The sequence below is a fragment of the Pseudomonas sp. BO3-4 genome, assembly GCF_034044115.1.
GTDB lineage: Bacteria > Pseudomonadota > Gammaproteobacteria > Pseudomonadales > Pseudomonadaceae > Aquipseudomonas > Aquipseudomonas alloputida.
This window is the reverse complement of sequence record NZ_CP139018.1, coordinates 3,608,784-3,631,663: the sequence shown is the minus strand read 5'-3', so window position 1 is coordinate 3,631,663 and position 22,880 is coordinate 3,608,784. Positions and strand designations below refer to the sequence as shown.

Annotated in this window: 23 protein-coding genes; 20 read left to right on the top strand and 3 right to left on the bottom strand. The window is 63.4% G+C overall.

Features of this window, described 5'->3' with window-relative positions:
• Positions 1-114 precede the first annotated feature (114 nt).
• From REH59_RS16940 to REH59_RS16870, 15 genes are all read left to right on the top strand, one after another.
• Complete coding sequence (locus REH59_RS16940; RefSeq protein WP_014859954.1) at positions 115-1,605, top strand: ABC transporter substrate-binding protein; 1,491 nt, start codon at positions 115-117, stop codon at positions 1,603-1,605.
• Between the two features lie 12 nt (positions 1,606-1,617).
• Positions 1,618-2,259, top strand: a complete 642-nt coding sequence (locus tag REH59_RS16935; protein ID WP_014859953.1) for a SurA N-terminal domain-containing protein — start codon at positions 1,618-1,620, stop codon at positions 2,257-2,259.
• 249 nt (positions 2,260-2,508) lie between these two features.
• A complete protein-coding gene (locus REH59_RS16930; RefSeq protein WP_019437656.1) occupies positions 2,509-3,042 on the top strand; it encodes a response regulator in 534 nt (177 codons plus the stop codon).
• Between the two features lie 183 nt (positions 3,043-3,225).
• Positions 3,226-4,899, top strand: coding sequence for a GspE/PulE family protein (locus REH59_RS16925; protein WP_014859951.1), 1,674 nt, complete (start codon positions 3,226-3,228; stop codon positions 4,897-4,899).
• Positions 4,883-5,662 (top strand): hypothetical protein, encoded by a 780-nt coding sequence (locus REH59_RS16920; protein ID WP_004577514.1) that lies wholly within the window; start codon positions 4,883-4,885, stop codon positions 5,660-5,662. Before REH59_RS16925 ends, REH59_RS16920 begins: the two co-directional genes overlap by 17 nt.
• A 1-nt stretch (position 5,663) precedes the next feature.
• Positions 5,664-6,206: a pilus protein gene (locus REH59_RS16915; RefSeq protein ID WP_014859950.1), complete on the top strand. Its 543-nt coding sequence runs from the start codon at positions 5,664-5,666 to the stop codon at positions 6,204-6,206.
• Positions 6,193-6,756 (top strand): type 4a pilus biogenesis protein PilO, encoded by a 564-nt coding sequence (gene pilO, locus REH59_RS16910; RefSeq protein ID WP_014859949.1) that lies wholly within the window; start codon positions 6,193-6,195, stop codon positions 6,754-6,756. Before REH59_RS16915 ends, pilO begins: the two co-directional genes overlap by 14 nt.
• The gene (locus REH59_RS16905) at positions 6,756-7,262 is read left to right on the top strand and encodes a hypothetical protein (RefSeq protein ID WP_014859948.1); all 507 of its coding nucleotides are present in this window, start codon (positions 6,756-6,758) and stop codon (positions 7,260-7,262) included. The genes pilO and REH59_RS16905 overlap by 1 nt, the downstream gene beginning before the upstream one ends.
• Positions 7,259-9,124 (top strand): secretin N-terminal domain-containing protein, encoded by a 1,866-nt coding sequence (locus REH59_RS16900; protein WP_014859947.1) that lies wholly within the window; start codon positions 7,259-7,261, stop codon positions 9,122-9,124. Before REH59_RS16905 ends, REH59_RS16900 begins: the two co-directional genes overlap by 4 nt.
• The gene (locus REH59_RS16895; RefSeq protein WP_003247963.1) at positions 9,121-9,600 is read left to right on the top strand and encodes a type II secretion system protein; all 480 of its coding nucleotides are present in this window, start codon (positions 9,121-9,123) and stop codon (positions 9,598-9,600) included. Before REH59_RS16900 ends, REH59_RS16895 begins: the two co-directional genes overlap by 4 nt.
• A 5-nt stretch (positions 9,601-9,605) precedes the next feature.
• Positions 9,606-9,980 (top strand): type II secretion system protein, encoded by a 375-nt coding sequence (locus REH59_RS16890; protein WP_014859946.1) that lies wholly within the window; start codon positions 9,606-9,608, stop codon positions 9,978-9,980.
• Complete coding sequence (locus REH59_RS16885; RefSeq protein WP_003247967.1) at positions 9,955-10,482, top strand: type II secretion system protein; 528 nt, start codon at positions 9,955-9,957, stop codon at positions 10,480-10,482. The genes REH59_RS16890 and REH59_RS16885 overlap by 26 nt, the downstream gene beginning before the upstream one ends.
• The gene (csgE, locus tag REH59_RS16880; RefSeq protein ID WP_014859945.1) at positions 10,479-10,880 is read left to right on the top strand and encodes a curli production assembly/transport protein CsgE; all 402 of its coding nucleotides are present in this window, start codon (positions 10,479-10,481) and stop codon (positions 10,878-10,880) included. Before REH59_RS16885 ends, csgE begins: the two co-directional genes overlap by 4 nt.
• Complete coding sequence (locus REH59_RS16875) at positions 10,877-11,290, top strand: curli assembly protein CsgF (RefSeq protein WP_003247970.1); 414 nt, start codon at positions 10,877-10,879, stop codon at positions 11,288-11,290. The genes csgE and REH59_RS16875 overlap by 4 nt, the downstream gene beginning before the upstream one ends.
• Before the next feature lie 34 nt (positions 11,291-11,324).
• Entirely contained in the window at positions 11,325-12,176 is an 852-nt protein-coding gene (locus REH59_RS16870) for a CsgG/HfaB family protein (RefSeq protein WP_012052154.1), read from the top strand.
• A 181-nt stretch (positions 12,177-12,357) separates the two neighbouring features.
• On the opposite strand, the gene REH59_RS16865 is transcribed toward REH59_RS16870, so the two are convergent.
• Positions 12,358-13,125, bottom strand: coding sequence for an RHS repeat-associated core domain-containing protein (locus REH59_RS16865; protein ID WP_240459521.1), 768 nt, complete (start codon positions 13,123-13,125; stop codon positions 12,358-12,360).
• A gap of 777 nt (positions 13,126-13,902) precedes the next feature.
• Here REH59_RS16865 and REH59_RS16860 point away from each other — a divergent pair.
• From REH59_RS16860 to REH59_RS16840, 5 genes are all read left to right on the top strand, one after another.
• Positions 13,903-14,139 carry a hypothetical protein gene (locus REH59_RS16860; protein ID WP_029380666.1) on the top strand — a complete coding sequence of 79 codons (237 nt, stop codon included), beginning with the start codon at positions 13,903-13,905 and terminating at the stop codon, positions 14,137-14,139.
• A gap of 277 nt (positions 14,140-14,416) precedes the next feature.
• Positions 14,417-16,327, top strand: a complete 1,911-nt coding sequence (locus REH59_RS16855; RefSeq protein ID WP_014859944.1) for a sigma-54-dependent Fis family transcriptional regulator — start codon at positions 14,417-14,419, stop codon at positions 16,325-16,327.
• Position 16,328: 1 nt separating this feature from the next.
• The gene (locus REH59_RS16850; protein ID WP_014859943.1) at positions 16,329-18,062 is read left to right on the top strand and encodes an ABC transporter ATP-binding protein; all 1,734 of its coding nucleotides are present in this window, start codon (positions 16,329-16,331) and stop codon (positions 18,060-18,062) included.
• Entirely contained in the window at positions 18,052-18,729 is a 678-nt protein-coding gene (locus REH59_RS16845) for a subtilisin-like serine protease QhpE (RefSeq protein WP_014859942.1), read from the top strand. The genes REH59_RS16850 and REH59_RS16845 overlap by 11 nt, the downstream gene beginning before the upstream one ends.
• Positions 18,722-20,035, top strand: a complete 1,314-nt coding sequence (locus tag REH59_RS16840; protein WP_320450329.1) for an NAD(P)/FAD-dependent oxidoreductase — start codon at positions 18,722-18,724, stop codon at positions 20,033-20,035. The genes REH59_RS16845 and REH59_RS16840 overlap by 8 nt, the downstream gene beginning before the upstream one ends.
• Before the next feature lie 61 nt (positions 20,036-20,096).
• On the opposite strand, the gene REH59_RS16835 is transcribed toward REH59_RS16840, so the two are convergent.
• A complete protein-coding gene (locus REH59_RS16835; RefSeq protein ID WP_082423820.1) occupies positions 20,097-21,086 on the bottom strand; it encodes an RHS repeat-associated core domain-containing protein in 990 nt (329 codons plus the stop codon).
• Between the two features lie 356 nt (positions 21,087-21,442).
• Complete coding sequence (locus tag REH59_RS16830) at positions 21,443-22,756, bottom strand: hypothetical protein (RefSeq protein ID WP_014859939.1); 1,314 nt, start codon at positions 22,754-22,756, stop codon at positions 21,443-21,445.
• Positions 22,757-22,880 lie beyond the last annotated feature (124 nt).

Genomic DNA, 22,880 nt, shown 5'->3' with positions numbered 1-22,880 from the left:
GGGCTGCGCAGCAGCCCCGGCAGTGGCAGCTCAAGCGCAGAAAGAGGCGAGCGCCTTTCGCGACGCAAGGCCGCGCCCACAGGGCTTGCGATATGGCTCACATGCGTGCTTGGCATGGCATCTTCGACCTCAGCCTTGGCCCTGGACCTGACCGACCACGAACAAGCCGGCAAACGCCTCTACCGCGAGGGCGCTTCCAGTAGCGACGCTCAATTGCAAGCCCGGGTCGGCGCCAGTGACATCACAGTCCCCGCCAGCGTGCTGCCCTGCGCCAGTTGCCATGGCAGCGACGGCCGTGGCCGTGCCGAAGGCGGTGTTCGCCCCCCCGGCCTCGACTGGCAACGCCTGGCACTCGGCCAGGGCCCGCGCGAGGCCAACGGCCGCCGCTATCCGGCCTACACCGACAGCAGCCTGGCGCGGGCCATCCAGCAGGGTATCGACCCGGCTGGCAATCGCCTCGACCCGGCCATGCCACGCTTCGAGTTGACCTTGGCCGACCAGCGCAACCTCACCGCCTATCTCAAACGCTTGGCCGAAGAACGTGACCCTGGTGTGGAAGAGGGCGTGCTGCGCCTTGGGACCCTGCTGCCCGCGAGCGGTCCGCTGGCTGAAGCCGGGCAGGTGGTGCGCGCCGTGCTGGAAGACGGCGTGGGTCAACTCAACCAGCAAGGCGGCATTCACGGGCGGCGCCTGGAACTGGTGGTGCTTGACCCAGGCTCCGACCCGGTCAGTGCCGAACGCGCCTTGCAACAGTTGCTCGAGCAAAAGCGAGTGTTCGCCCTGATCGCGCCATTGGCGCCCATGCTCGACCAGCGCCTGACGACCTTGCTGGCGCCACAGAACGTGCCGATGGTCGGCAGTACCCCGCGCAGCGGCGGCAGCGCACAGATCTTCGACCCGCTGCCCGGCTTGCCCGAGCAATTGCTGAGCCTGGCAGGCCATGCCCGTGTGGCGCTGGGCTTGGCGCCGGATGAGTTACGCGTGGTGTATGCCGGTAACGAACACGCCGCGTTGGCCGAGCAGGTGCGCGAGCGTTTACGACAGCAGGGCTGGGCGCCACCCGCTATCCAGGCGTTCGACGGCCAGGCGGTGGACGGGCAGGGCATCGTCTTCCTTGGCCGCGCCCAGGCCTTTGCCGAGTTGGCGGCGGCGTTGCAGGTGGCGGGCCGCGAGCCCTACCTGTTCGCCGCTTCCAGTCAGGTAGCCGGCGCTGTGGCGCGCTTGCCGGCGCAGTGGTCGCAGCGGCTGTTTCTGGCCTACCCCTACGTGCCAGAGGACTGGACCGAGCAAGGCCAGGCTACGCTCGCCGGGCTGCAGCAGCGCCAGGGCCTGGACCCGCGCCAGGTGTCGTTGCAGGTCAATACGCTGTGCGCGTTGCGCCTGCTGAGCGAAGCGCTGAAGCAGATTGGTCGGGATGCCAGCCGCGAACAACTGATCGCTGCCCTCGAAGGCCTGCACGATGTGCCCACCGGCCTGACCCCGGCACTGGGCTTCGGCCCTGGTCGCCGCCAGGGCATGGCAGGTGCCCATGTGGTGGCGGTGGCCCTGCCCGGGCCACGCTTTACTGCGGTCACCCCCTACCGGCCAGTGCCGGTCAGCCCTTGAGCGGAGGTTGTCATGCGGATCGTGTGGTTGTGCCTGTTGCTGGTGCTGACCAGGGTGAGCTGGGCCGATGTGCCAGCGGCGCGGGTCAATGGTGTCGAGATCGGGTTGATGCGCCTGGAGCGCTACTTCAGCGAGTACCTGGACGCCCAGGGTCGGGCGGTGACCAGCATCCGCAATCCAGGCCTGTATAAACGCCTGCGTGACCAGGCGCTGGACGAGCTGATCGACAAGGAGCTGTTGTGGCAGGAAGCGCAACGCCAAGGCATTGCCGTCAGCGATGAACACGTGTCGGCACAGGTTGGCGAGATAGAAGCGGCGTTTGGCAGCCCGGCGTTATTCGAAAGGCGACTGGCAGAGGCGGGCTTCGACAGGGCGCAGTACACTGAGTACACCCGGCATGAGATGGCGGCCCAGCAAGTGTACGCCCTGCTCAGCGCAGTCGACGCGCCGAGCCAGGGCGAAGTGGAGGCATTTTATGATGCCAACCAGGAGAGACTGCAAGGAGCGCAGAACCAAAGTGATAATCCATCGGTCATACGCGAACACGGCCTGGCCTTGGCCAGGGCAACGCTCATCGGTCAGCGGGAGGCGCAGGCGCGCCAATCCGTGCGCCAACGTTTGCGCGAGTCCGCTAAAGTGGAGATCGCTGACTGAGGCCGTTGATGGCGCTTGCCCCAATCCTGGGGAATTAAGGTTTGGCAATGTGCCATCATTTTCCCCGCTTGTGGGGAACGGGTGGGGTGCGCCTGCTCAGCGTATGTCGGTTACTGGCCGGCACCCTAGTAAAATCAGTGGCTTACAGTGGTGCAACATGACTATTCACGCCTGGCACGAAGCCTGCTCAAGTCTCTACAAGGGCGTACTTCGCAGACGGGGGAACCGGGCAGTATTGGGGAGTCGACCTTGGTGAACAGAGTATTGGTAGTCGATGACGAACAGACTCTTGCGCAGAACCTGCAAGCGTACCTGCAGGCGCAAGGCCTGGAAGTTCACGTTGCCCACGACGGTGCCAGTGGTATCGAACAGGCTGAAAGCCTGGCACCGCAAGTAGTTGTGCTGGATTACCGCCTGCCCGACATGGAAGGTTTTCAGGTTCTGGAGGCTGTACGCAAGAACAGGCAATGCCACTTCGTGCTGATCACCGCCCACCCCACCGTCGAGGTGCGTGAGCGGGCCGCCGAACTCGGTGTGAGTCACGTCCTGTTCAAGCCGTTCCCACTGATGGAGCTGGCGCGTGCGATCTTCGACCTGCTGGGCATCGAGCGCCGGCGCAGGGCCACGGACAACCCGGCCGAAGGGTTCGTCGAACGACGCCAGAACAGGAACGAATCGTTCCCCCTGCAGTTGTACGATGGAAGCTGGGTATTGGCCGACCGCCGCCGTAATGGCGCCAAGCCACCAGGGCCCGACGACGATCAACTGCTCACAGGGGAATAGCGGCGCCCGCACCCCTGGCCGAGCCAGCCTGCGACGCGCCCCTGAGCGGAGTCGCAGGCCATGCCAGAAGCATTCGATGCAACCCCGGAATCTGCAAAGCCTGCACCGACGTCTTCGCGCGCAGGCCCGCTCCCACAGGATGTATGCAGCCCACAGACCTGTGATGTACCTGTGGGAGCGGGCATGCCCGCGAAGAACCCAGCAAAAATTTCCGCCTACCCCCGCGAACTCCTGGCCCAGGCTCGTCTGCAAGCCACCGACGAGCGCCTGCTCGACTGCCTGGAACGCCTGGCCTGCGACACCCCCGACACCTTCACCCAGCGCCTGGGCCTGACCCTGCATTACCCGGTACTCGACAGCCACAGCCTGCTGGCCAGCACCCCACGCTTCGACAAGCTGGCCTTGGCCCAGTGCCTCAAGCGCGAATGTGTGCTGATCGAGCAAGGCGGCCAACTGCTGGGCGTGTTCGCCGACCCCTTCGACCACGCCCGCCTGGCCTGGATCGACGACGTACTGCAAGGCGCGCCGCTTTACCTGGCCCACGCCGCCGACCTGGCCACCTTCCTGGCCCGTCATGAAGAAAGCTTCCACGCAGTCGATGCCCTTGACCACGACGCCGACGCCAGCAGCGAAAGCGACCCGCTGCAACGCCTGTCGCTGGCCAGTATCAGCGAAGACCAGAGCCGCGTGGTCAAGCTGGTCAACTCCACCCTGTACGACGCCCTCAAGCTGCACGCCAGCGACATCCACCTGGGCATGACCGGCCAGGGCCTGACCATCAAGTACCGCATCGACGGCGTGCTCAACGGTGCCGGCAAGGCCAGTGGCAGCGCCTTCGCCGACCAGGTGATCTCGCGCATCAAGGTCATGGCCGAGCTGGACATCGGCGAAAAACGCGTGCCCCAGGACGGCCGCTTCAAGGTGGCCGTGGGCGACCGGCAAATCGACTTCCGGGTGTCGATCATGCCTAGCATCTTCGGTGAAGATGCCGTGCTGCGGGTGCTCGACAAGCAGGACTTGTCCGACCGGGTCAGCGGCGTGCAACTGCAAGCCTTGGGCTTTGCCGACGAAACCTTGCGCGCCCTGCGCCGGTTGGCGGCAGAACCCTACGGCATGATCCTGGTCACCGGCCCTACAGGCAGCGGCAAGACCACCACCCTGTACGCCATGATCAGCGAGATCAACCATGGCGTGGACAAGATCATCACCATCGAGGACCCGGTCGAGTATCAACTGCCCGGCGTGCTGCAGATCCCGGTCAACGAGAAGAAGGGCCTGACCTTCGCCCGCGGCCTGCGCTCGATCCTGCGTCACGACCCGGACAAGATCCTGGTCGGTGAAATCCGTGACCCCGACACGGCCCAGATTGCCGTGCAATCGGCGCTCACCGGCCACCTGGTGTTCACCACCATCCACGCCAACAACGTGTTCGACGTGATTGGCCGCTTCAGCCAGATGCAGGTCGACCCCTACAGCTTCGTTTCTGCGCTCAACGCGGTGCTGGCCCAGCGCCTGATTCGCCTGGCCTGCCCGCACTGCGCCACGCCCTGCGAACACGATGACGACACCCTGTATGGCTCAGGCCTGACCCGCGAGGGGGTGGCCGGCTGGACATTCGTCCGTGTCAAGGGTTGCGGCCACTGCCGTGGCAGTGGTTACCGCGGCCGCAGTGCCATTGCCGAACTGCTGCACCTGGATGACGACCTGCGGCAAATGATCGTGGAGCGCCGCCCGCTGGCGCAGATCAAGACGCTTGCCTGCCAGCGCGGCCTGCGCCTGCTGCGAGCCTCGGCCCTGGACCTGGTCCGCGATGGCCGTACCACCCTTGAGGAGATCAACCGTGTCACATTCATCTGACCGTTACTGCGCCGTATTGGGCGCCGAGGGTGTCGGCCTGGGTCGCTGGCACAACAATCACCACCAATGGCTGGGCAGCCGCGCGTTCAGCAGCGACGCCACCCAACCGACCTGGGATGCTGCTGTCGACGGGCTGGCGGCACTGCTGGCCGAGCATGCGGTACGTGGCGCCCAGTTGCGGGTGTTGCTGTCGGCCCGCTACAGCCGCTTCTGCCTGGTGCCCTGGAGTGACGCCATCGGCCACCCTCGCGAGCTGGATGCCTATGCCCGCGCTTGCTTCGAAAACCTCTACGGGCAGCCGTTGGACGACTGGCGCATCGTGCTGTCACCGGAGCCTGCCGGTGCCGCCCGCATCGCCACGGCGCTGCCCGAAGCCTTGCTGCAGCGGCTGCAGGCACTGGGCCGGGAAAGCCGCCTGAGCCTGCGCTCGGTGCAGCCATACCTGATGGCTGCCTACAACCGTTGCTGGTCACAGCTGGAGCAGGGGGACTTCCTGTTCGTGCTGGCCGAGCCGCGCCGCAGTGTATTGCTGCTGGCCGCCGGCGGTGCCTGGCAGCAAGTGCTGGCGCAAGGTTGCGCTGACAGCGACCAGGCCCTGCAAGCACTGATCGAGCGTACCTGTGAGCTGTACGGCGAGCACCTGCCGCGGGTGTACCTGCATGCCCCGGGCCGCTGCGACGTGCCGCAACTGGCGGCCGTGCAATTGTGCCAGCCGGCCAGCGAAGCCGACCCGCTGTGCGCCATGTGGCGGGCGGTGGCCTGACATGCGCCGCCTCGACCTGGAATTCCAGCCACGGCGCAGCGGACCGCTGGTTTGGTCGCTGCTCGTCCTTGCCAGCGCCATGGTCGCCGGCCTGGTGCTGCTGCAGCAACGCTTGCAGACCGAGCAAGTGGCACTGGAAGCCAGCGTCCATAGCCTGGAACTGCAACTGGGCCGCCGCCCGGCCATCGCACAACCCAAGAACAGCGCTGCCAGCCGGGAGCAGGCTGAGCGCCTGGCACAAATGCGCAGTGTGTCGCAGCAACTGCAACGCCCTTGGCAGCAGCTGTTCGCCATGCTTGAAGCCATGCCGCAGGACGACGTCGCGCTGCTCGGCCTGACGCCGGATGCGCGCAAGGGCCAGGTGCGCATTGCCGCCGAGGCGCGCAACCTCGAAGCGATGCTGCAGTACCACCAGCGGCTGGAAGCCAGCGACGAGCTCAGCGACGTGTCGCTGCTCAACCACGAAGTGCTCGCTGCGCGGCCCGAGCACCCGGTGCGCTTCACCCTCACCGCCACCTGGGAGATCGGCCATGCGCGCCCTTGAATCGTTCAGTAGCCTGATCCTCCAGGAGCGCCTGCGCGTTGTCGGCCCGGTAGGCCTGGCTGCCGTAGCCGTAGGCCTGCTCGCCATTGGCGTGGGGTGTGCCGGCGTGCTGCCGCAATGGCAAAGCGTACGCGAACTGCGCGCCAGCGAAGCGCAGGCCAGCGAACAGGTAGGGCGTGTCAAGCGGGGTGAGCTGAAGATTGCGGTCCAGCCCGAGCAGCAGGCCCTCGACAGCCTGCGCCAGCAACTGCCCGGTCAGCCCCAGGCCAGCGAGCTGATCGAGCGTCTGTACCGCCTGGCCAGCGCCGAGCGCATCAGCCTGGCCCGCGGTGAATACGCGCTGGGCATCGACCCCAAGACCCAGCTGGCCCGCTACCAGATCGTGCTGCCAGTGCGTGGCAGCTACCCGCAGATTCGCGGCTTTATCAAGGGCCTGCTCAAGCAACTGCCGACGCTGGTGCTGGAAGACCTTGAGCTGCAACGCAAACGCATCGGCGACAGCGAGCTCAATGCCCGCCTGCGCATGACCCTTTACCTGTCGAGGTCATGATGAACACACAACGTGCAGTCATCTGGGCCGGCTTCCTTGGCGTGAGCGCGGCGCTGGCCTGGGTACCGGACCATTGGTTTGGCCAGGACGATGGCGTCGCGGCCTTCGCGGGTAAACCCGCGCCTGCAACAGAAAGCGCTGCGTCCATGGTCGGCGCGGGCTTACCCGCGAAAGGGCCGGAACAGGCCTCCCGCGACCTGTTCCCAACCCAGCAATGGACGCCACCCAAAACCCTGGCCACGGTCACCGAACAACCGGTTATGACCGCACCTGTCGTCGCCGCGGCCCCGACGGCCCCGGAGCTGCCTTTCCAGTTCATCGGCCGCATGGGTGACCGCGACGACCTGCAGGTCTTCCTGCAGAGCGGCGAAAAACTCTACGTCGTGCGCCAAGGCGACGTGATCGAAGACACCTATCGCCTCGATCGGGTATCGGCCAGCGAGCTGAACCTGGTCTACCTGCCTTTGCACCAGTCGCAGACCTTGTCTGTCGGGAGCGCACCATGAAGTCGTCAAAGCTGTGCAAGCCTGCTCCGTTTCTGCTCGTGGCGCTGTGCGTGGCCATTGCCGGTTGCGGCTCCAGTGCAGTTCGCCAGGACAGCGACCAGTTGATGAAAGAGGGCCAGTACGAGGCCGGCATCGCCCGCCTGGAAGAGGCCCTGCGCGACGACCCGCGTGACACAGAGCTGAATATCGCCTTGGCCCACAGCCGCCAGGCGGCAGTCGAGGCCCTGATTACCCAGGCCGACAGCGACCGCGTCCGCCACGACTTCGCCAATGCCCGCATGGGCTATGGCCGGGTGCTCACCCTGGAACCGAACAACCGCCGCGCCCAGGATGGCATTCGCCAGCTGGAGCTGATCCGCACCCTGGACGAACGCGTAGCGCTTGGCCAGGCGGCGCTGCGCCAGGGCGACCTGTTCGGTGCCGAACGTTACATGCGCGAAGTCTTGCGTCTGGACCCGCAGAACCAGAAGGGCATAACCCTGCGCAGCGACATCGAAAACGTGCAGGCACGCACCGCGCAGCCGTACCCACAATTACGCAGCAAGCTCGAGCGGCCGGTCACCCTGGAGTTTCGCGATGCCAACCTGAAGACCATCTTCGAAGTGCTGTCGCAGGTGGCCGGCATCAACTTCATCTTCGACAAGGACCTGCGCCCGGACATGAAAGCCACCATCTTCGTGCGCGAGGTGCGCATCGAGGACGCGATAGCGCTGCTGCTGGAACAAAACCAGCTGCGCCAGAAGATCGTCAACGACAACACCGTCATGGTCTACCCCGATTCGCCGCAGAAGACCAAGGACTATCAGGAACTGGTCATGCGTACGTTCTACCTGACCAGCATCGACGCCAATACCGCGTTGAACATGGTCAAGACCATGCTCAAGACCCGCGACGTGTTCGTTGACGAGCGCCTCAACACCCTGACCATGCGCGACACGTCGGACGCGGTGCGCATGGCCGAGAAGCTGCTGCAGTCGCAGGACCAGTCCAACCCCGAGGTGGTGCTGGAAGTGGAGGTGATGGAGGTGGCCACCTCGCGCATCCTCGACCTTGGCCTGCAATGGCCGAACACCTTCGGCGTGCTGAGCGACGATGGCAACCCGGTCAGCGTGCTCGACCAGCTCAAGGGCATCAATTCCAGCCGCATCAGCATTGCGCCGGCGCCGCAGGCCAAGATCAACGCCCAGGACAAGGACATCAACACCCTGGCCAGCCCGGTGATCCGCGTCAGCAACCGCGAGCAAGCGCGCATCCACATCGGCCAGCGGGTACCGATCATCAGCGCCACCTCGGTGCCGTCGACCCAAGGGCCGGTCATTACCGAGAGCGTCACCTACCTGGACGTCGGTTTGAAGCTTGAAGTGCAGCCCACCGTGCACCTGAACAACGAAGTGGCGATCAAGGTGGCGCTCGAGGTCAGCAACGCCACCCCGCTGGAGGCCACCCGCCAGGGCACCATCCCGGTCCAGGTCGACACCCGCAACGCGCAGACCAGCCTGCGCCTGCATGACGGCGAAACCCAGGTGCTGGCCGGCCTGGTGCGCAACGACCACAACGCCAGTGGCAACAAGATTCCCGGCCTTGGCGATATCCCAGGCCTGGGCCGGCTGTTCGGCAGCAACAAGGACGACATGAGCAAGAGTGAGCTGGTGCTGGCGATCACCCCGCGCATCGTGCGTAACCTGCCGTACCAGAGCCCGTCGGACATGGAGTTTTCCACGGGCACCGAGTCGGCCATGCAGGTGCGCCAGATGGCGCCACTGCCGCCGATGGACGTACCCGGTAATGCGCCGACCACCGATGAACCGGTCGTGGACAGCCAGATGGCGGTCGCCCCGGTCAACGGGAGCCCACGGCCATGAACGCGCGGCGTCGCATGCACGGCTTCAGCCTGATCGAGGTGGTGCTGACCCTGGCACTGCTCGGGTTGCTCGCCAGCATGGCCGCGCCGCTGACCGAAACGGTGGTACGCCGCGGCAAGGAGCAGCAACTGCGCGAGGCGCTGTACCAGATTCGCGACGCCATCGATGCCTACAAGCGGGCCTTCGACGCCGGCTACATCGAGAAGCGCGTGGACAGCAGTGGCTACCCGCCGAACCTGCAGGTGCTGGTAGAGGGCGTGCGCGATGTGCGCAGTGCCAAGGGCGCCAAGTTCTACTTCCTGCGGCGCATCCCGCACGACCCGCTGGTGGCGGCAAAGGATGAAGACGAAGGCGGCTGGGGCCTGCGCGCCTACGACAGCAGCCCCGACAACCCGCGCGACGGCGAAGACGTGTTCGACGTGTATTCCAGGGCCCGCGGCAAAGGCCTGAACAATATCCCTTACGGGCAATGGTGACAGCCATGAAACGCCGCAAAGGCTTCACCCTGATCGAACTGCTGGTGGTGATGGCGATCATCGCCACGCTGATGACCATCGCCATGCCGCGCTACTTCAACAGCCTGGAAAGCTCGCGCGAGGCCACCCTGCGTCAGAGCCTGGCAGTGCTGCGCGAGGCGCTGGACCACTACTACGGTGATACCGGCCACTACCCCGATTCGCTGGAACAACTGGTGGAGCAACGTTACCTGCGCAACACACCGGTCGACCCGATCACCGAGCGCAGCGATGCCTGGCAGTTGGTGCCGCCGCCCGAGGGTGTGGCGGGTGGCGTGGCCGATATCAAGAGCGGTGCCACAGGGAGGGCGCGTGATGGCAGCCTCTTCGCTGAATGGTAAGGCCAACGGCGGCTTCACCTACCTGGGTGTGCTGCTGCTGATTGCGGTCAGCAGCGTGGCCCTGGCGGCCACCGGCACGATCTGGGCGAGCGCCGCCCAGCGCGACCGCGAACGCCAGTTGCTCTGGGTCGGCAGCCAGTACGCCCAGGCCCTGCGCAGCTACTACCGCGCATCCCCCGGGCTGGCCCAGTACCCGCAAGACCTGGCCGACCTGCTGCAGGACAACCGTTTCCCGCAGGCCAAACGGCACATCCGCAGGCTTTACCCTGACCCGATCAGCAACAGCGACGAATGGGGCCTGCTGCGCTCGATCGACGGTCGTATCACTGGCGTCTACAGCCGTTCGGACGCCACCCCTTTCAAGCGCAGTGGCTTCAGCGCCGAATGGAGCGGGTTCGAGGGGATGGAGCACTACAGCGACTGGCAGTTCGTCGCCGAGCAGGCCTTTACCGAAAGTGCACGCGGTGTGCAGACGAATGCGGGCCCGGGAGACACGCCATGAAGCGCCTGACTGCGCTGTGCCTGAGCCTGCTGCTGATGGCTGGGGGGACCACCTGCGCCAAGGCGGGTGCTGAAGACGAGATGCAGGGTTTTATCGTCGACAACACCATCTCGCACATTGGCCACGACTTTTACTACTACTTCGCCGACCGCCTGCGTGCCACCAGCCGTCTGGACTTCAACCTGGTGGTACGCGAACGCCCCGATGCCCGCTGGGGCAGCCTGGTGACGGTGGAGTTCGAGCGTGAAGTGGTGTACCGCCGCTTCCTGCCACCCAATACCACCGAGCTCAAAGACGAGGCCGTCGCCGCTGCCGACCTGGTCAAGCAGCAGATCATTCAACGCAAGCTGCAACGCCTGCTACAGGACACCACCGACTTGGAGAGGGACGAGCTATGAACCACCGCATTCCACGTTGCATTGCCGCCTGCCTGCTGGCCAGCGCCTGTGCTGCCCAGGCCACCGAGCTGGTGTACACCCCGGTCAACCCGGCCTTTGGCGGCAACCCGTTGAACGGCACCTGGCTGCTGAACAACGCCCAGGCGCAGAACGACTACGACGACCCGGACCTCAAGGACCGTGCCTCGGCCTTTACCGGCACCACAGCCCTTGAGCGCTTCAGCAACCAGCTGGAGTCGCGGATGTTGTCGCAGTTGCTGGACAACATCAGTAATGGCAACACCGGCAGCATGGCGACCGATGCGTTTCTCATCGACGTCATCGACGATTCCGGGGCCTTGAGCATCAAGGTCACCGATCGTGCCACAGGAGAAATTTCGATCATTGAGGTCAGCGGCCTGAACCCCTGAGAGGGAAGGGCTTTTATGTTGGGGAGAGAACACCATGAAACGTCTGCTGAGCGCGCTGCTGATCCTCACCGCCCTGGGCCTGCAAAGTGGTTGCAGCCTGCGCGAACCCATGTCGGCCGAACAGGACTCGGAAACCCCGACCCTGACCCCTCGGGCCTCGACCTACTACGACCTGATCAACATGCCACGGCCCAAAGGCCGGCTGATGGCCGTGGTGTACGGCTTCCGCGACCAGACCGGGCAGTACAAGCCGACCCCGGCCAGCTCGTTTTCCACCAGCGTCACCCAAGGCGCGGCCAGCATGTTGATGGACGCCTTGAGTGCCAGCGGCTGGTTCGTGGTGCTGGAGCGTGAAGGGCTGCAGAACCTGCTGACCGAGCGCAAGATCATCCGCGCATCGCAGAAAAAGCCTGATGTGGCGGAAAACATCATGGGCGAGCTGCCACCGTTGCAGGCCGCCAACCTGATGTTGGAGGGCGGCATCATTGCCTACGACACCAACGTGCGCAGCGGCGGCGAAGGCGCCCGCTACCTAGGCATCGACATCTCCCGCGAGTACCGGGTGGACCAGGTCACCGTCAACCTGCGCGCTGTGGACGTGCGCACCGGGCAGGTGCTGGCCAACGTGATGACCAGCAAGACCATCTACTCGGTAGGGCGCAGTGCCGGCGTGTTCAAGTTCATCGAGTTCAAGAAGCTGCTGGAAGCCGAGGTGGGGTATACCACCAATGAACCGGCGCAGTTGTGCGTGCTGTCGGCGATTGAATCGGCGGTGGGGCACTTGCTGGCGCAGGGGATCGAGCGGCGGTTGTGGCAGGTGGCGGGGGATCCAGCTGATGGCAAAGCCACGGTGGACAAGTTCTTGAGCCAGAATCAGCAGCCGTGATTGACTGTTAGGGAAGCTCTGATCAATTCAGCACAGGCCGCCTGACCTGTGCTGAATTTGCTTGAAAACATTGCGAATTTCAGGTTTCGGGCAACTTGATTGGAGTTTCCCTAAAGCATTTCGAGACTTTAGCTTATTCGATGCAGGCAATAGTATAAGCTACCGGCTAGGCGATCAGCTTTCATTGAGTTAGTGAGAAGTTGAAATGGGATGAGTGCATTCTGTTTCTTATTATTTTTACCTGCTCCTGATAGTTGCGCCCGTGAAGCACACTTGGCCCGCTGAGTAGAGTAGTAGAACCCACTGTAGGGGGCTCATATAGGTTACGGATCTCAAGCAGTCCACGGTATAGTGGTATGATTTCAGGGTCTGTCGGGGGTTTGCCAAGATATATCGCATCTCTAGCTTGGTCTCGTTGCTGTAGTGTAACTTCGTCGATGCCTGCTAATATTAAGCGGTCTCGGTGCTCCTTTATTACCAGGCGACTGAAATCTTTGCTTCTAACCGAAAAGTAAGCATCACGTGCCGACGCTTTGATCATGACATCTGTGTGTGGTCCCTTGAATATCTCGAGACTCTCCATGGTATAGAGGTTTGGCTTTCTTTTGTTTAATATGTTTATGTAATCATCATACATTAATTGAGATGACCGCAGGTTGGATGCTCTTAAATTTCCTGACCTTGACGAAGGCGGTAATTTTTGCGCGGCCAGAATTTGTAGTGGCAGAACGCCGGAATGGCCACTTGGATCAACAAAGTTGATCGGATCTCCTTGGCAGTAGGCGTAGCTGTTGATGCCGCCTGATTGAAATGGACTTAAATTGTCCGGCGAACAAAAGCGCATCAAGCGCGGCTTGTATCCGCGCCGACCATTCCCGAGTAAATATCCATCGGATGTTTTATCGAACGGCTGATCGTTGAATGCGAGGATTGAGTGGTTAGCCGCCATGTGCCAACCATAGGGGGTATAGCGTAGCATCGATCATTGCCCCTGGTTTATTTAATGTTGTAGGTATATGTAGATTAGTGAATGGCGCGCCGCAATCGTTATTTTTAACAGTTGACATATGCTGTTGGGGTGTGCGGGCGCCCGGATTAATCCATGCCAGTTTTACAGTTTTACCTAATATCGCCTCCTGCGCTCAAAGAGGATCTGGTAAGTATGGCCCGCAAGGGGGGACGGTCCCCGAATGAGATGGTGCGGATTGATAGGGAATCGCTCCGGCGTTTTCGTCCAGGCCTCACCGATCACCTTGAAAGGAGTGCGCCATCGCAGCCCTATCGCGACACAAGGCTCCCACATCGGCCGCAGCTGCCGACCAAGAGTGCGATCAGGCAACAGAAGTGTTACTGCGCATGCCCTCAGCTTGAAACCCTTCCCTGACCTCGGTAGTCTTTGCCCGCTGCTGTCAATCCAGCAGTCGGGTTTGGTCACCCGCAATCATCAAGGCGCACAAGCGCCCGCTCTGCGATACAGTTGGCGCTTTTTTGTGCCCGGCTGTTTCGTTTTATGGCGGCTGTGCGTGGGGCGCCTCCGTGCGCGCCGGTTTCCTTGATTCCCGGTTGACCAACCCGCGTACAGTCGCCACCCATTCGTTTGGTCACGTTGTGTGGCGACTCCAGTGAATCAAGGAGCGACACAATGACAAAAGGCTTACCTGATCCTCCTGTACGCGCCACCACGGCGGCCTCCAGTTTCTCCACCTGCGAATGCAGCCATCCACCGTTGTTCGCCGTTCGTTCCGGCGTGGATTACGAAGATGCGCTGGTGCACCTGTCCACGCTGCTGAAAGGGGCGTTTGCGACCAACCTCAAGGCGCTGGAACTGGCCAAGGGCACCTGCCGTGATCTGTTGTTGAGCAATGACCATGGGTTGGATTCGGCCAAGGCGGTGGTGGAGGCGTTGCTGGATGGGGTGGAGAGGCAGCAGCTGGCTGGGCGGAAGGCGGCGTCGAGTGCCTGACGGGGCTTGGCTATTGGCGATATCGATCGATATCCCTGATTGACCTCGAGGGCCTCTTCGCGGGCTCGCCCGCTCCCACAGGTACAGCGCAGTCCTCAGGGTTGGTGCGAACCCTGGCAAGCCAGCTTCCACAGGGATTGCACCCGCTTCAAGTAACCTGGCCAGCTACACCCCAATCCATCCACTACCAGATGACGGCCAGCCATTTCTCCCGCACACTGCGGAAAATTCCCAAGCCCGTACCCCGTCACATTGCGGGGCACAGCCGGAGTAGAAAATGGCGCGACAACTTATAACAAACGCCCACGACCCGCTGCACGAATCCCGCGAGGCCCGGTTGAAGCTGGCCAGCGAAGGCGAACTACCGCTGGGCATGCTGCGCGACGAGATCGACGCCTCCTGGCGCCGCAGCCTGGGCCACGGCCTGGACTGCCTGCAGGGCGAGCAGGTCGGCCTGGGCCTGGAACAGGGCCATGACCTGCGCCTGCTGCTGGAGCGCAACCGCCTGCTGATCGATGCCGTTACCCCCGAACTCGACTACCTGGTCGCGCGCCAGGGCAAGGCTGGCATCGTCATCCTCGGCGATGCCCAGGCCAACGTGCTGGCCATCGAAGGCCAGAAGCACGTGCTGCAACGCGAAGGCCTGCGCGATCTGCATCCGGGCAGTTGCTGGAGCGAATCGCTGCGCGGCACCAATGCCATCGGCACGGCCGTGGTCGAAGGCCGGCCGACGCTGATCAACTGCGGCGAACATTACCTTGACCGCCTGAGCCCGTTCTCCTGTACTTCCGTGCCACTGCGCGACCCGCGGGGCGAGGTGATCGGCGTGCTCGACATCACCCGCGAAGGGGTGATGGCGCAACCGCAGGACAGCCTGTCGACCCTGATGCTGGCTGCCGGCAACATTGAAAGCCGCCTGTTTGGCCTGTGCCACCCGGACCAGTTGGTGCTGGCCTTCCACAGCCGCCCGCAGTACCTCAACAGTGCCTGGCACGGCCTGCTGGCCCTGAGCCTGGACGGCGAAGTGCTGGCTGCCAACGACAGTGCCTGCCAGCTGTTGCAGGTGCCGCGTCACGAACTGATTGGGCGGCGTAGCACCGACCTGCTTGGCGAACGTTCCCCGGCCTTTATCGCTCGCCTGTGGCAGGGCGGGGTGAGCAGCGTGCAGACCGCCAAGGGCGAGTTCTATTTCCGTGCCCTACAGCTGCCGCGCCATGGCCGGGTCAGCCCCAGCACACCACCTGGCAAGCCGGCCTTGAGCAAACAGTCGCCTGCACTCGATGCTCTGGCCGGAGGTGATCAACGCCTGGCGCGCAACCTGCGCATGGCTCGCCAGGGGCTTGGCAATGGTTTGCCAGTGTTGCTGCTGGGCGAAACCGGTACCGGCAAGGAAGTGGTCGCTCGGGCCTTGCACCAGGCCAGCCCGCGTGCCGACAAACCGTTTGTGGCAGTCAACTGCGCGGCCATTCCCGAAGGGCTCATCGAGTCCGAGCTGTTCGGCTATCGCGAGGGCGCCTTCACCGGTTCGCGCCGGGGTGGCATGGTCGGGCGGCTGATGCAGGCCCATGGCGGCACGCTGTTCCTCGACGAAATCGGCGACATGCCGCTGGCCCTGCAAGCACGCCTGCTGCGGGTGCTGCAGGAGCGCCGCGTAGCACCCTTGGGGGCGGGCGACGAGCAGGACATCGACGTGGCGCTGATCTGCGCCACCCACCGCGACCTCAAGCGCCTGGTGCAGGAACAACACTTCCGTGAAGACCTGTTCTACCGGGTCAACGGCGTGTCGCTGCGCCTGCCGGCCCTGCGCGAACGTGATGACCTGGCGGCGATCATCCAGGGCCTGCTGGACAAGGCTGATGCGCGTGGCGTAACCCTCGACCCGGCGTTGACCGCGTTGCTCGAAGGCTTCGACTGGCCTGGCAACATCCGCCAGCTGGAAATGGTGGTGCGCACCGCCCTGGCCATGCGCGAGGATGGGGAGCAGGTGCTGACACTCGATCACCTTACCGACTGCCTGCTGGACGAACTCGCCAGCAGCGCAGCGCCCTCCGGCAGCCTCAAAGACAGTGAACTGGAACAGATCCGCGGTGCTCTGGCGCGCCACCAGGGCAACGTCTCGGCCGCCGCCGAGGCACTGGGTATCAGCCGGGCGACGCTGTACCGCAAGCTCAAGCAGTTGCGCGGCTGACGTGGGCGGCCTGTTCGCAAGGCTGGTGGATTCCAGCGACCCTGTACTCATGCGCCAGGCGTTGGCCTGGCTGTATGGTTTCGTGCGCCCACACCGGCGTGCCATCGGCCTGTTGCTCGGCTTGTCGCTGGGTGCATCGCTGCTGGCGCTGGCGCAACCCTGGCTGGTCAAAACCCTGATCGACGAAGGGCTGTTGGCCAAGGACTACCAGACCCTCTGGCACATGGCGGCAATCATGATCGGCGCGGGCCTGCTGGGCACGGTGCTGGCTGGGGTCAACCGCTACCTGCACACGCGCCTGTCGGGGCGCATCCTGTTCGCCTTGCGCGACGACCTTTACCGCCATCTGCAACAGTTGTCGCCGACCTTTTACGGGCGGCGGCGTATCGGCGACATTCTTTCGCGGCTGGATGGCGATGTGGCAGAGATCCAGCGCTTTGCCGTGGACTCGCTGTTCTCGGCGGTGTCGGCGGTGATCGGCCTGGTGGGCGCGGTGGCGTTGATGCTGATGCTGTCGTGGCAGTTGTCCCTGTTGTTGGCGCTGCTGGTGCCGATCGAGGTGCTGTGGCTGCGCTGGATGCGGCGCAAGGTGGAACGCGAAGTGCGCAACCTGCGTGAGCGCTCGGCGGATGTGTCGTCTTTTCTGGTCGAGACCCTGCCGGCGATGAAGTTCATTCAGGCGGCCGGCCAGCAAGGCCGGGAAGCAGGGCGCCTGGACCAGCTTGGGCAAGGTTACATGCGCCAGCTGCTGAAGGTGCAGGTGACCGAATTCTTCACCCAGGCTATCCCCGGCACGCTCACCTCGTGGTGCCGCGCCTGTGCGTTCCTGGTCGGTGGCTGGTGGGTGATCCAGGGTACCTGGCAGTTGGGCGCGTTGATCGCCTTTTCTACCTACATGGGCATGGCCGTGGGGCCGGTGCAGAGCCTGCTGGGCCTGTATGTGGCGGTGCAGCGCATGGCCGTGAGCCTGGGGCGGGTCATGGAGCTCAAGCGCGAAGCGGTGACCGTGCATCAGGCAGTCAATCCGCAGCCCATCCCCGATGGCCCAGGCGAGTTGCGCCTGGAGGCGCTGAGCTTTGCCCATGAGGGGCGCCAGGGTGCGGTACTGAACAACGTGCAGGTGAGCATCCCGGGTGGCCTGAAAGTCGCCATCAGCGGTGCCTCCGGCGTGGGCAAGTCAACCCTGATCGACCTGCTGCAGCGCTTCTACGACCCGGACGCCGGGCGCATCCTGCTGGACGGCGTCGACCTGCGCCACCTGGACCTGGCTGCGCTGCGCAGGCGAATCGCCGTGGTCAGCCAGGACATCGTGCTGTTCCGTGGCACCTTGGCGCAGAACCTGGCTTATGGCGTGCCCGAGGCCAGCCGTGATGAACTGGAACGGGTGGTGCGCCTGGCGCGGCTGGACAGCCTGGTCGACAGCCTGCCGTTGGGCCTGGACGGCCTGCTGGGCGAGCGTGGCCAGCAGTTGTCCGGGGGGCAGAAGCAGCGTATTGCCATTGCCCGCGCGGTATTGCAGGCCCCGGCGATCCTGGTGCTGGACGAGGCCACTTCGGCGGTGGATGAGGCAACCGAACGTGAAGTGATCGCGGCCATCGACCAGCTGTTCGCCGGCCGTACGCGCATCCTGATCAGCCACCGGGCTTCGACCCTGGCCGATGCCGACCTGCATCTGCAACTGCATGACGGTCAGTTGCAGGTGCTGGCGCAGGAGGTGATCAAGCATGGGCACTGACGTGCGCGTTGGCATCATCGACAGCGGCTGCTCGCCGGAGCAGGCCAACGGCTTGCGGGACGCCCGCCGTTTCTGGCTGGAAGACAGCCAGTTGCGCGAAGGTGAAATGCTCCCCGACCAGCTTGGGCACGGCAGTGCGGTGCTCGCCAGCTTGCAACACGAGGCCGGTCCGGTGTCGGTGCTGGTGGCCCAGGTGTTCAGTGCTCAGGCCAGCACCAGTGCGTTGCAGGTGGCTGCCGCATTGCTGTGGCTGGTGGAGTCGGGGGCGACGCTGATCAACCTCAGCCTGGGCTTGCAGCAGGACCGGCCCGTGCTGCATCAGGCTTGTGCCGAGGCGCTGGCGGCTGGCGTGCTGTTGTGTGCATCCAGCCCGGCACAGGGTGGGCCGGTCTACCCGGCCAGCTACCCTGGGGTGTTTCGACTGACCGGTGATGCGCGTTGTGCGCCCGGCCAGTGGTCCTGGCTTGGCACCCGGCAGGCGGACTTTGGTGGTTATGTGGGGGCGGGCGGCCGAGCAGGTGCGAGCTTGGGCTGTGCGGCTTTGAGCGGAAGGATTGCGGCTTTGCTGCGTGACGAGCCGGGTAGGGATCGCCAGCAGGTCCATGACTGGTTGCGCGATCACGCGGCGTTCATCGGCCCAGAGCGACGGGGGCCCAGCCATGGTTGAGCCGCGCATTGTGGTGCTGGGCGCCGGCCCTGCGGGTGCCGCCACGGCCATTGGCTTGCGGCGGCTGGGTTACACCGTGACGGTGGTGTCGGAGTGGCGCCGTTTCGCGGCAGTTGAAGGTGTTTCGCAGCGGGTGCTGGAGGGCTTGCGTCATGCAGGCCTGGGTGGGGCCTTGAGCCAGGCGGCCATGCCGGCCACTCGCCAGGTGCTCTGGAACGGCCAGCACCTGCACATGAACCAGGAGTTTTTGCTCGACCGGCAACGTTTTGACCAGGCGCTGCGCGAAGACCTTCAGCGCGCAGGCGTGAGTGTGGTCGAGGGGCGGGTGCGTGAGGTCGTGCCGGGGGGCGGTCATCATGTGCGCCTGGACGATGGGCAGGTGCTGACCGCTGATTTCCTGGTCGAGGCCCGAGGCCGTCAGGCGCCCCTGGCCACAGACCGCCTGCGTGGGCCGGAAACGGTCAGCCTGCTCAATGTCTGGCAGGGTAGCCCGGGTGCGCCTGCGTCGGCGGTGGAGAGCCTGGAGGATGGCTGGGCGTGGATGGCACGGCTGGAAGATGGCCGCTGTTACTGGCAAGTCACCCAGGACGCTGCCGGGCTGCCGGGGAAAGCTGGGTTGGCAGCTTACTGCGTGGCGTTGCGGGGCCGCAGCGCGTTGGTAGCCGAGCTGTTCGACGGTCAGGCATTGATACCGGCACAGGTGCATGCACGCAGCAGTACCGCCATTCTGGCGGGTGAATGTGTCGGGCAGGACTGGATCCGGGTGGGGGATGCCGCCATGGCCGTTGACCCGCTGTCGGGCAACGGGATTTTTCAGTCGCTCTCTTCGGCATTGCAGGCGCCAGTGGTGATCAATACGTTGCTGCGCAGGCCTGAGCGGGCCGAGCTGGCGCGGCAGTTTCACCAGCAGCGGGTCGAGCAGCTGTTCTTGCGTTTTGCCCGCATTGGCCGGGATTTTTATGCCCAGGAACAAAGCCGGGTGGGGCAACCGTTCTGGTCACGCCGCCAAGGCTGGCCGGATGCGCACCCCCTGCATCAGGCGGCTGATTGGCAAGCGGTGCGGGTTGAGCGGCGGCCGGTGCTGCGTGACGGGCTGGTGGATGAAGCCGAGGTCGTGGTGACGGCGGACCAGCCGCTGGGGGTTTGGCATTTGCAGGGGGTGGAACTGGCGCCTGTGGTGCGACAAATACGCAGTGGGCGGCCTGTTGAGGCGGTATTGTCGGGGCTTGCGGGTGAACAGCAGAGGAGCGTGCGGCGGTGGCTAAGGGAGCAGGGGTTGGCTTGGTTTGAGACCAGGAGGCGGTAAATCAGCCCTACTGGACACCGCACTTGAGGTCTGGGTCATGGGGGGGGGGGCACGTTCACTCTTACAGCCGTCTGATGTTATTGCTTAATGAGTAATTATCCCTGGGATGAAGAGCTAAGGCCTCCGTATTGCCTGGAGAAATTGTCACCGGATGGTAGAGAAATTTCTTATGGTTTTCTGAGCCTGGCTTGAAAGTGTTGGACTCGACAATTTCGATTGCATAGCGGTCAGGGGTATACACCTCACGGACGTGTACGGGGCCCTGATATCCCGTCACAGATGATTGAGTCTTGTTCATGAGTTGTTCCATCATCGAAAGTCCACCGCCATGAGGACGGTTTGCAGAGTAACAGGAGATTAGATGGATGGGTTGTTGGGAAGCATCGATGCCCAGCTCATCGTTGAGGGCCGCTAGCATCTTGGTACCCGATATCAGGTTACCCCGACTCATCTGAATTTTTCCTGGTGCTCCATGCCCGTAGATGTTCAAGACGAGCCCGGTGGGACTTGACAAGTCCGAGGTCCAGAAAACTGCAAGATCATCCAACCTCGCAGCCCAGCCTTCATAGCTAAAGGCTATTTTTCCGATACCGATGGGTTGATGCCCAGAAGGGTCTCGTAAGTTTATGGGGTCGCCCAACACGTAGGTATAGGCATTAATTCCACCCCGATCGAATGGAGCATCATGATCGGGACTTTGGAATCGCATAATAACCGGATTGTATAGCCTGTAGCCGTTGCCCAGAAGATAATTTCCCGTGAGTGTATCGCGGTATTCTCCTTTGAATCCGAAATGGATGGGGTTTTTCAGTCCGTCATGGCCATAAGGGGAATAGGCGATAGCTCTGCGTTCATGTTCAAAAACGGAGTTGGCCACGTCTGTTGGCATTAACGATGTACGCGGCAGCAAACCTGATTGCTGCAGTGCGAGCAGTTGCTCGCCCTGGCGAAAAGCTGTACGGGCAGTGGTTTTCTCGATGCAGCTATGTTGATGTGCGCCTTGATAAAAAAATCTCATGTCAATCTCCGGTTCTCTCAGAAAATCATCCATGGGAGATGAATGATGTGCAGCTTGAGAGACTAGAAGCTACTGGCAAAATTGACAGGGTCTATGGAGGCATTGCTTGCTGAAGCTCAGACCCCACTCGTTCGTGGCTCGATCAATACATTCACCCCGGTTGATTGTCGAGTGTTAAATTGCTACCTACATTGCCCGAAGATATTAAAGTCTGGGCGCGACAAGGCGGACCACGAGCGTATTACCCAATATATGGGGGGCTTCCTCGCGGTGTGCCGGTCAGGTACTGCAAGATGAAAAGTATGAGCAAAAAATTGGCGAGCCATTACGCTTGAGCGTCTGGTTTGGCAGATGTGCTGATGGGCCGCAAAGCGGCCCGGGATTTCTAATCAGAAAAAGGTCCCGACAATCAATTGCAGGTAAGTCCCGGTATCCCGCCCGCCCAACTGCGTACCGCCATTGGCCGCACTGCGCTCCGGCTTGTAGAACCCCACCACCGGGCTGATCAGCAGGTGGTCGTTGACCATCCATTCCACATACAGGTCCAGCTCGCGCCCACCAAGGTTGCCCTGGTCGGTGTCCAGCGTGTCGAAGTCGAAGTACAGCGCGCCGACGGTCAGGTTGTCCCGTGGCTTGCCCTTCAGCGCTACATGGTGCACTTGGCTGTTCTTGTTGAACGGACCGGCATAGTTGGCTGCCACTTCACCCTGGAACCAGGTGCCGTAACCCCGGCTCAGGCCATAGAACAGCGGGTCGAAGCCTTCGGAGAAGCGGCTGTAGCGGTAGGTGGCGGTGGGTGACCAGGGCAGTTGGGAGAAGGTCCAGTTGCCCTCCAGGTACCAGGCATTCTCGCGCCCGCCGGTCTTGTCCTGGGTCACGTACTCGGCGGCCAGCTCCAGGTCTTTGACGCCCAGGTTGCCGCGCCCGCGCAGGCTGGCGGTGTCCATGCCGTCGCGGTGTTCCAGGCCCATGATCTGCGCGTAGCGCTGGTCCACGTCGAGGCCGCGGATCCAGCTCAGGCCGACGGTACCGGTATCGGCGACGTGCTCCAGGTTGGCGACCGCCAGGGAAGTGTCGGCCTGGTAATGGTTGTCGGACTTCAACCACATCAGGTCACCGCGCCAGCCCTGGTTGCCACCCAGGCGCAGCACGGCGGTACGGTCGAAGGCCTTGCGTGCGGCCAGGTAGTAGGCACCGCCGCGATCGAAGTTGGCCCCCAGGTCGACCTTGCCCAGGTTGACCGGGTCACCCTGGATCAGAAAACCATCACCCAGGGTGACGACCTGGCGGCCACCGGAAATGTCCACGCCATCTTCGCCCAGCGCCGGGAACAGGTTGGCCGAGCGCCAGCCCAGGTACAAGTCCTCGATGGCGGTACGGCGTTCGTCGCCCAACGTCAGGCCGGCGGCGTCGCCATCGCCCCAGGTGGCGGAACTGAGCAGGCTGAAGGCGCCGTAGAGGGTGCCGCTATCGGCCAGGGTCTGGCTGCCGCTGAGGCCGTATTTGACGTAGCCTTCCTGCCAGGCGGTGCTGCCGGGTTGGCGGTTGCCGGCCTGGTTGAAGCTTTCGTCGCTGTGGAAGACGCCGAACAGGGCTTCGAGGTTGGCGTTGAGGCTGGTGCCATCGTGGTTGTACAGCTCGTAGGCTTGGCTGGCGGGGGCGGTTAACAGCAGGGCCAATGTGCAGGCGAGTGTGTGCCTCATGGGTTTGCTCCATGGTTTTTATTGTTGTTTTTGTGTCGCCTGTACCGGCCTCTTCGCGGGTGAATCCGCGCCCACAAGGCACGTGATACCGGGTGTAGGAGCGGGTTTACCCGCGAAGAGGCCG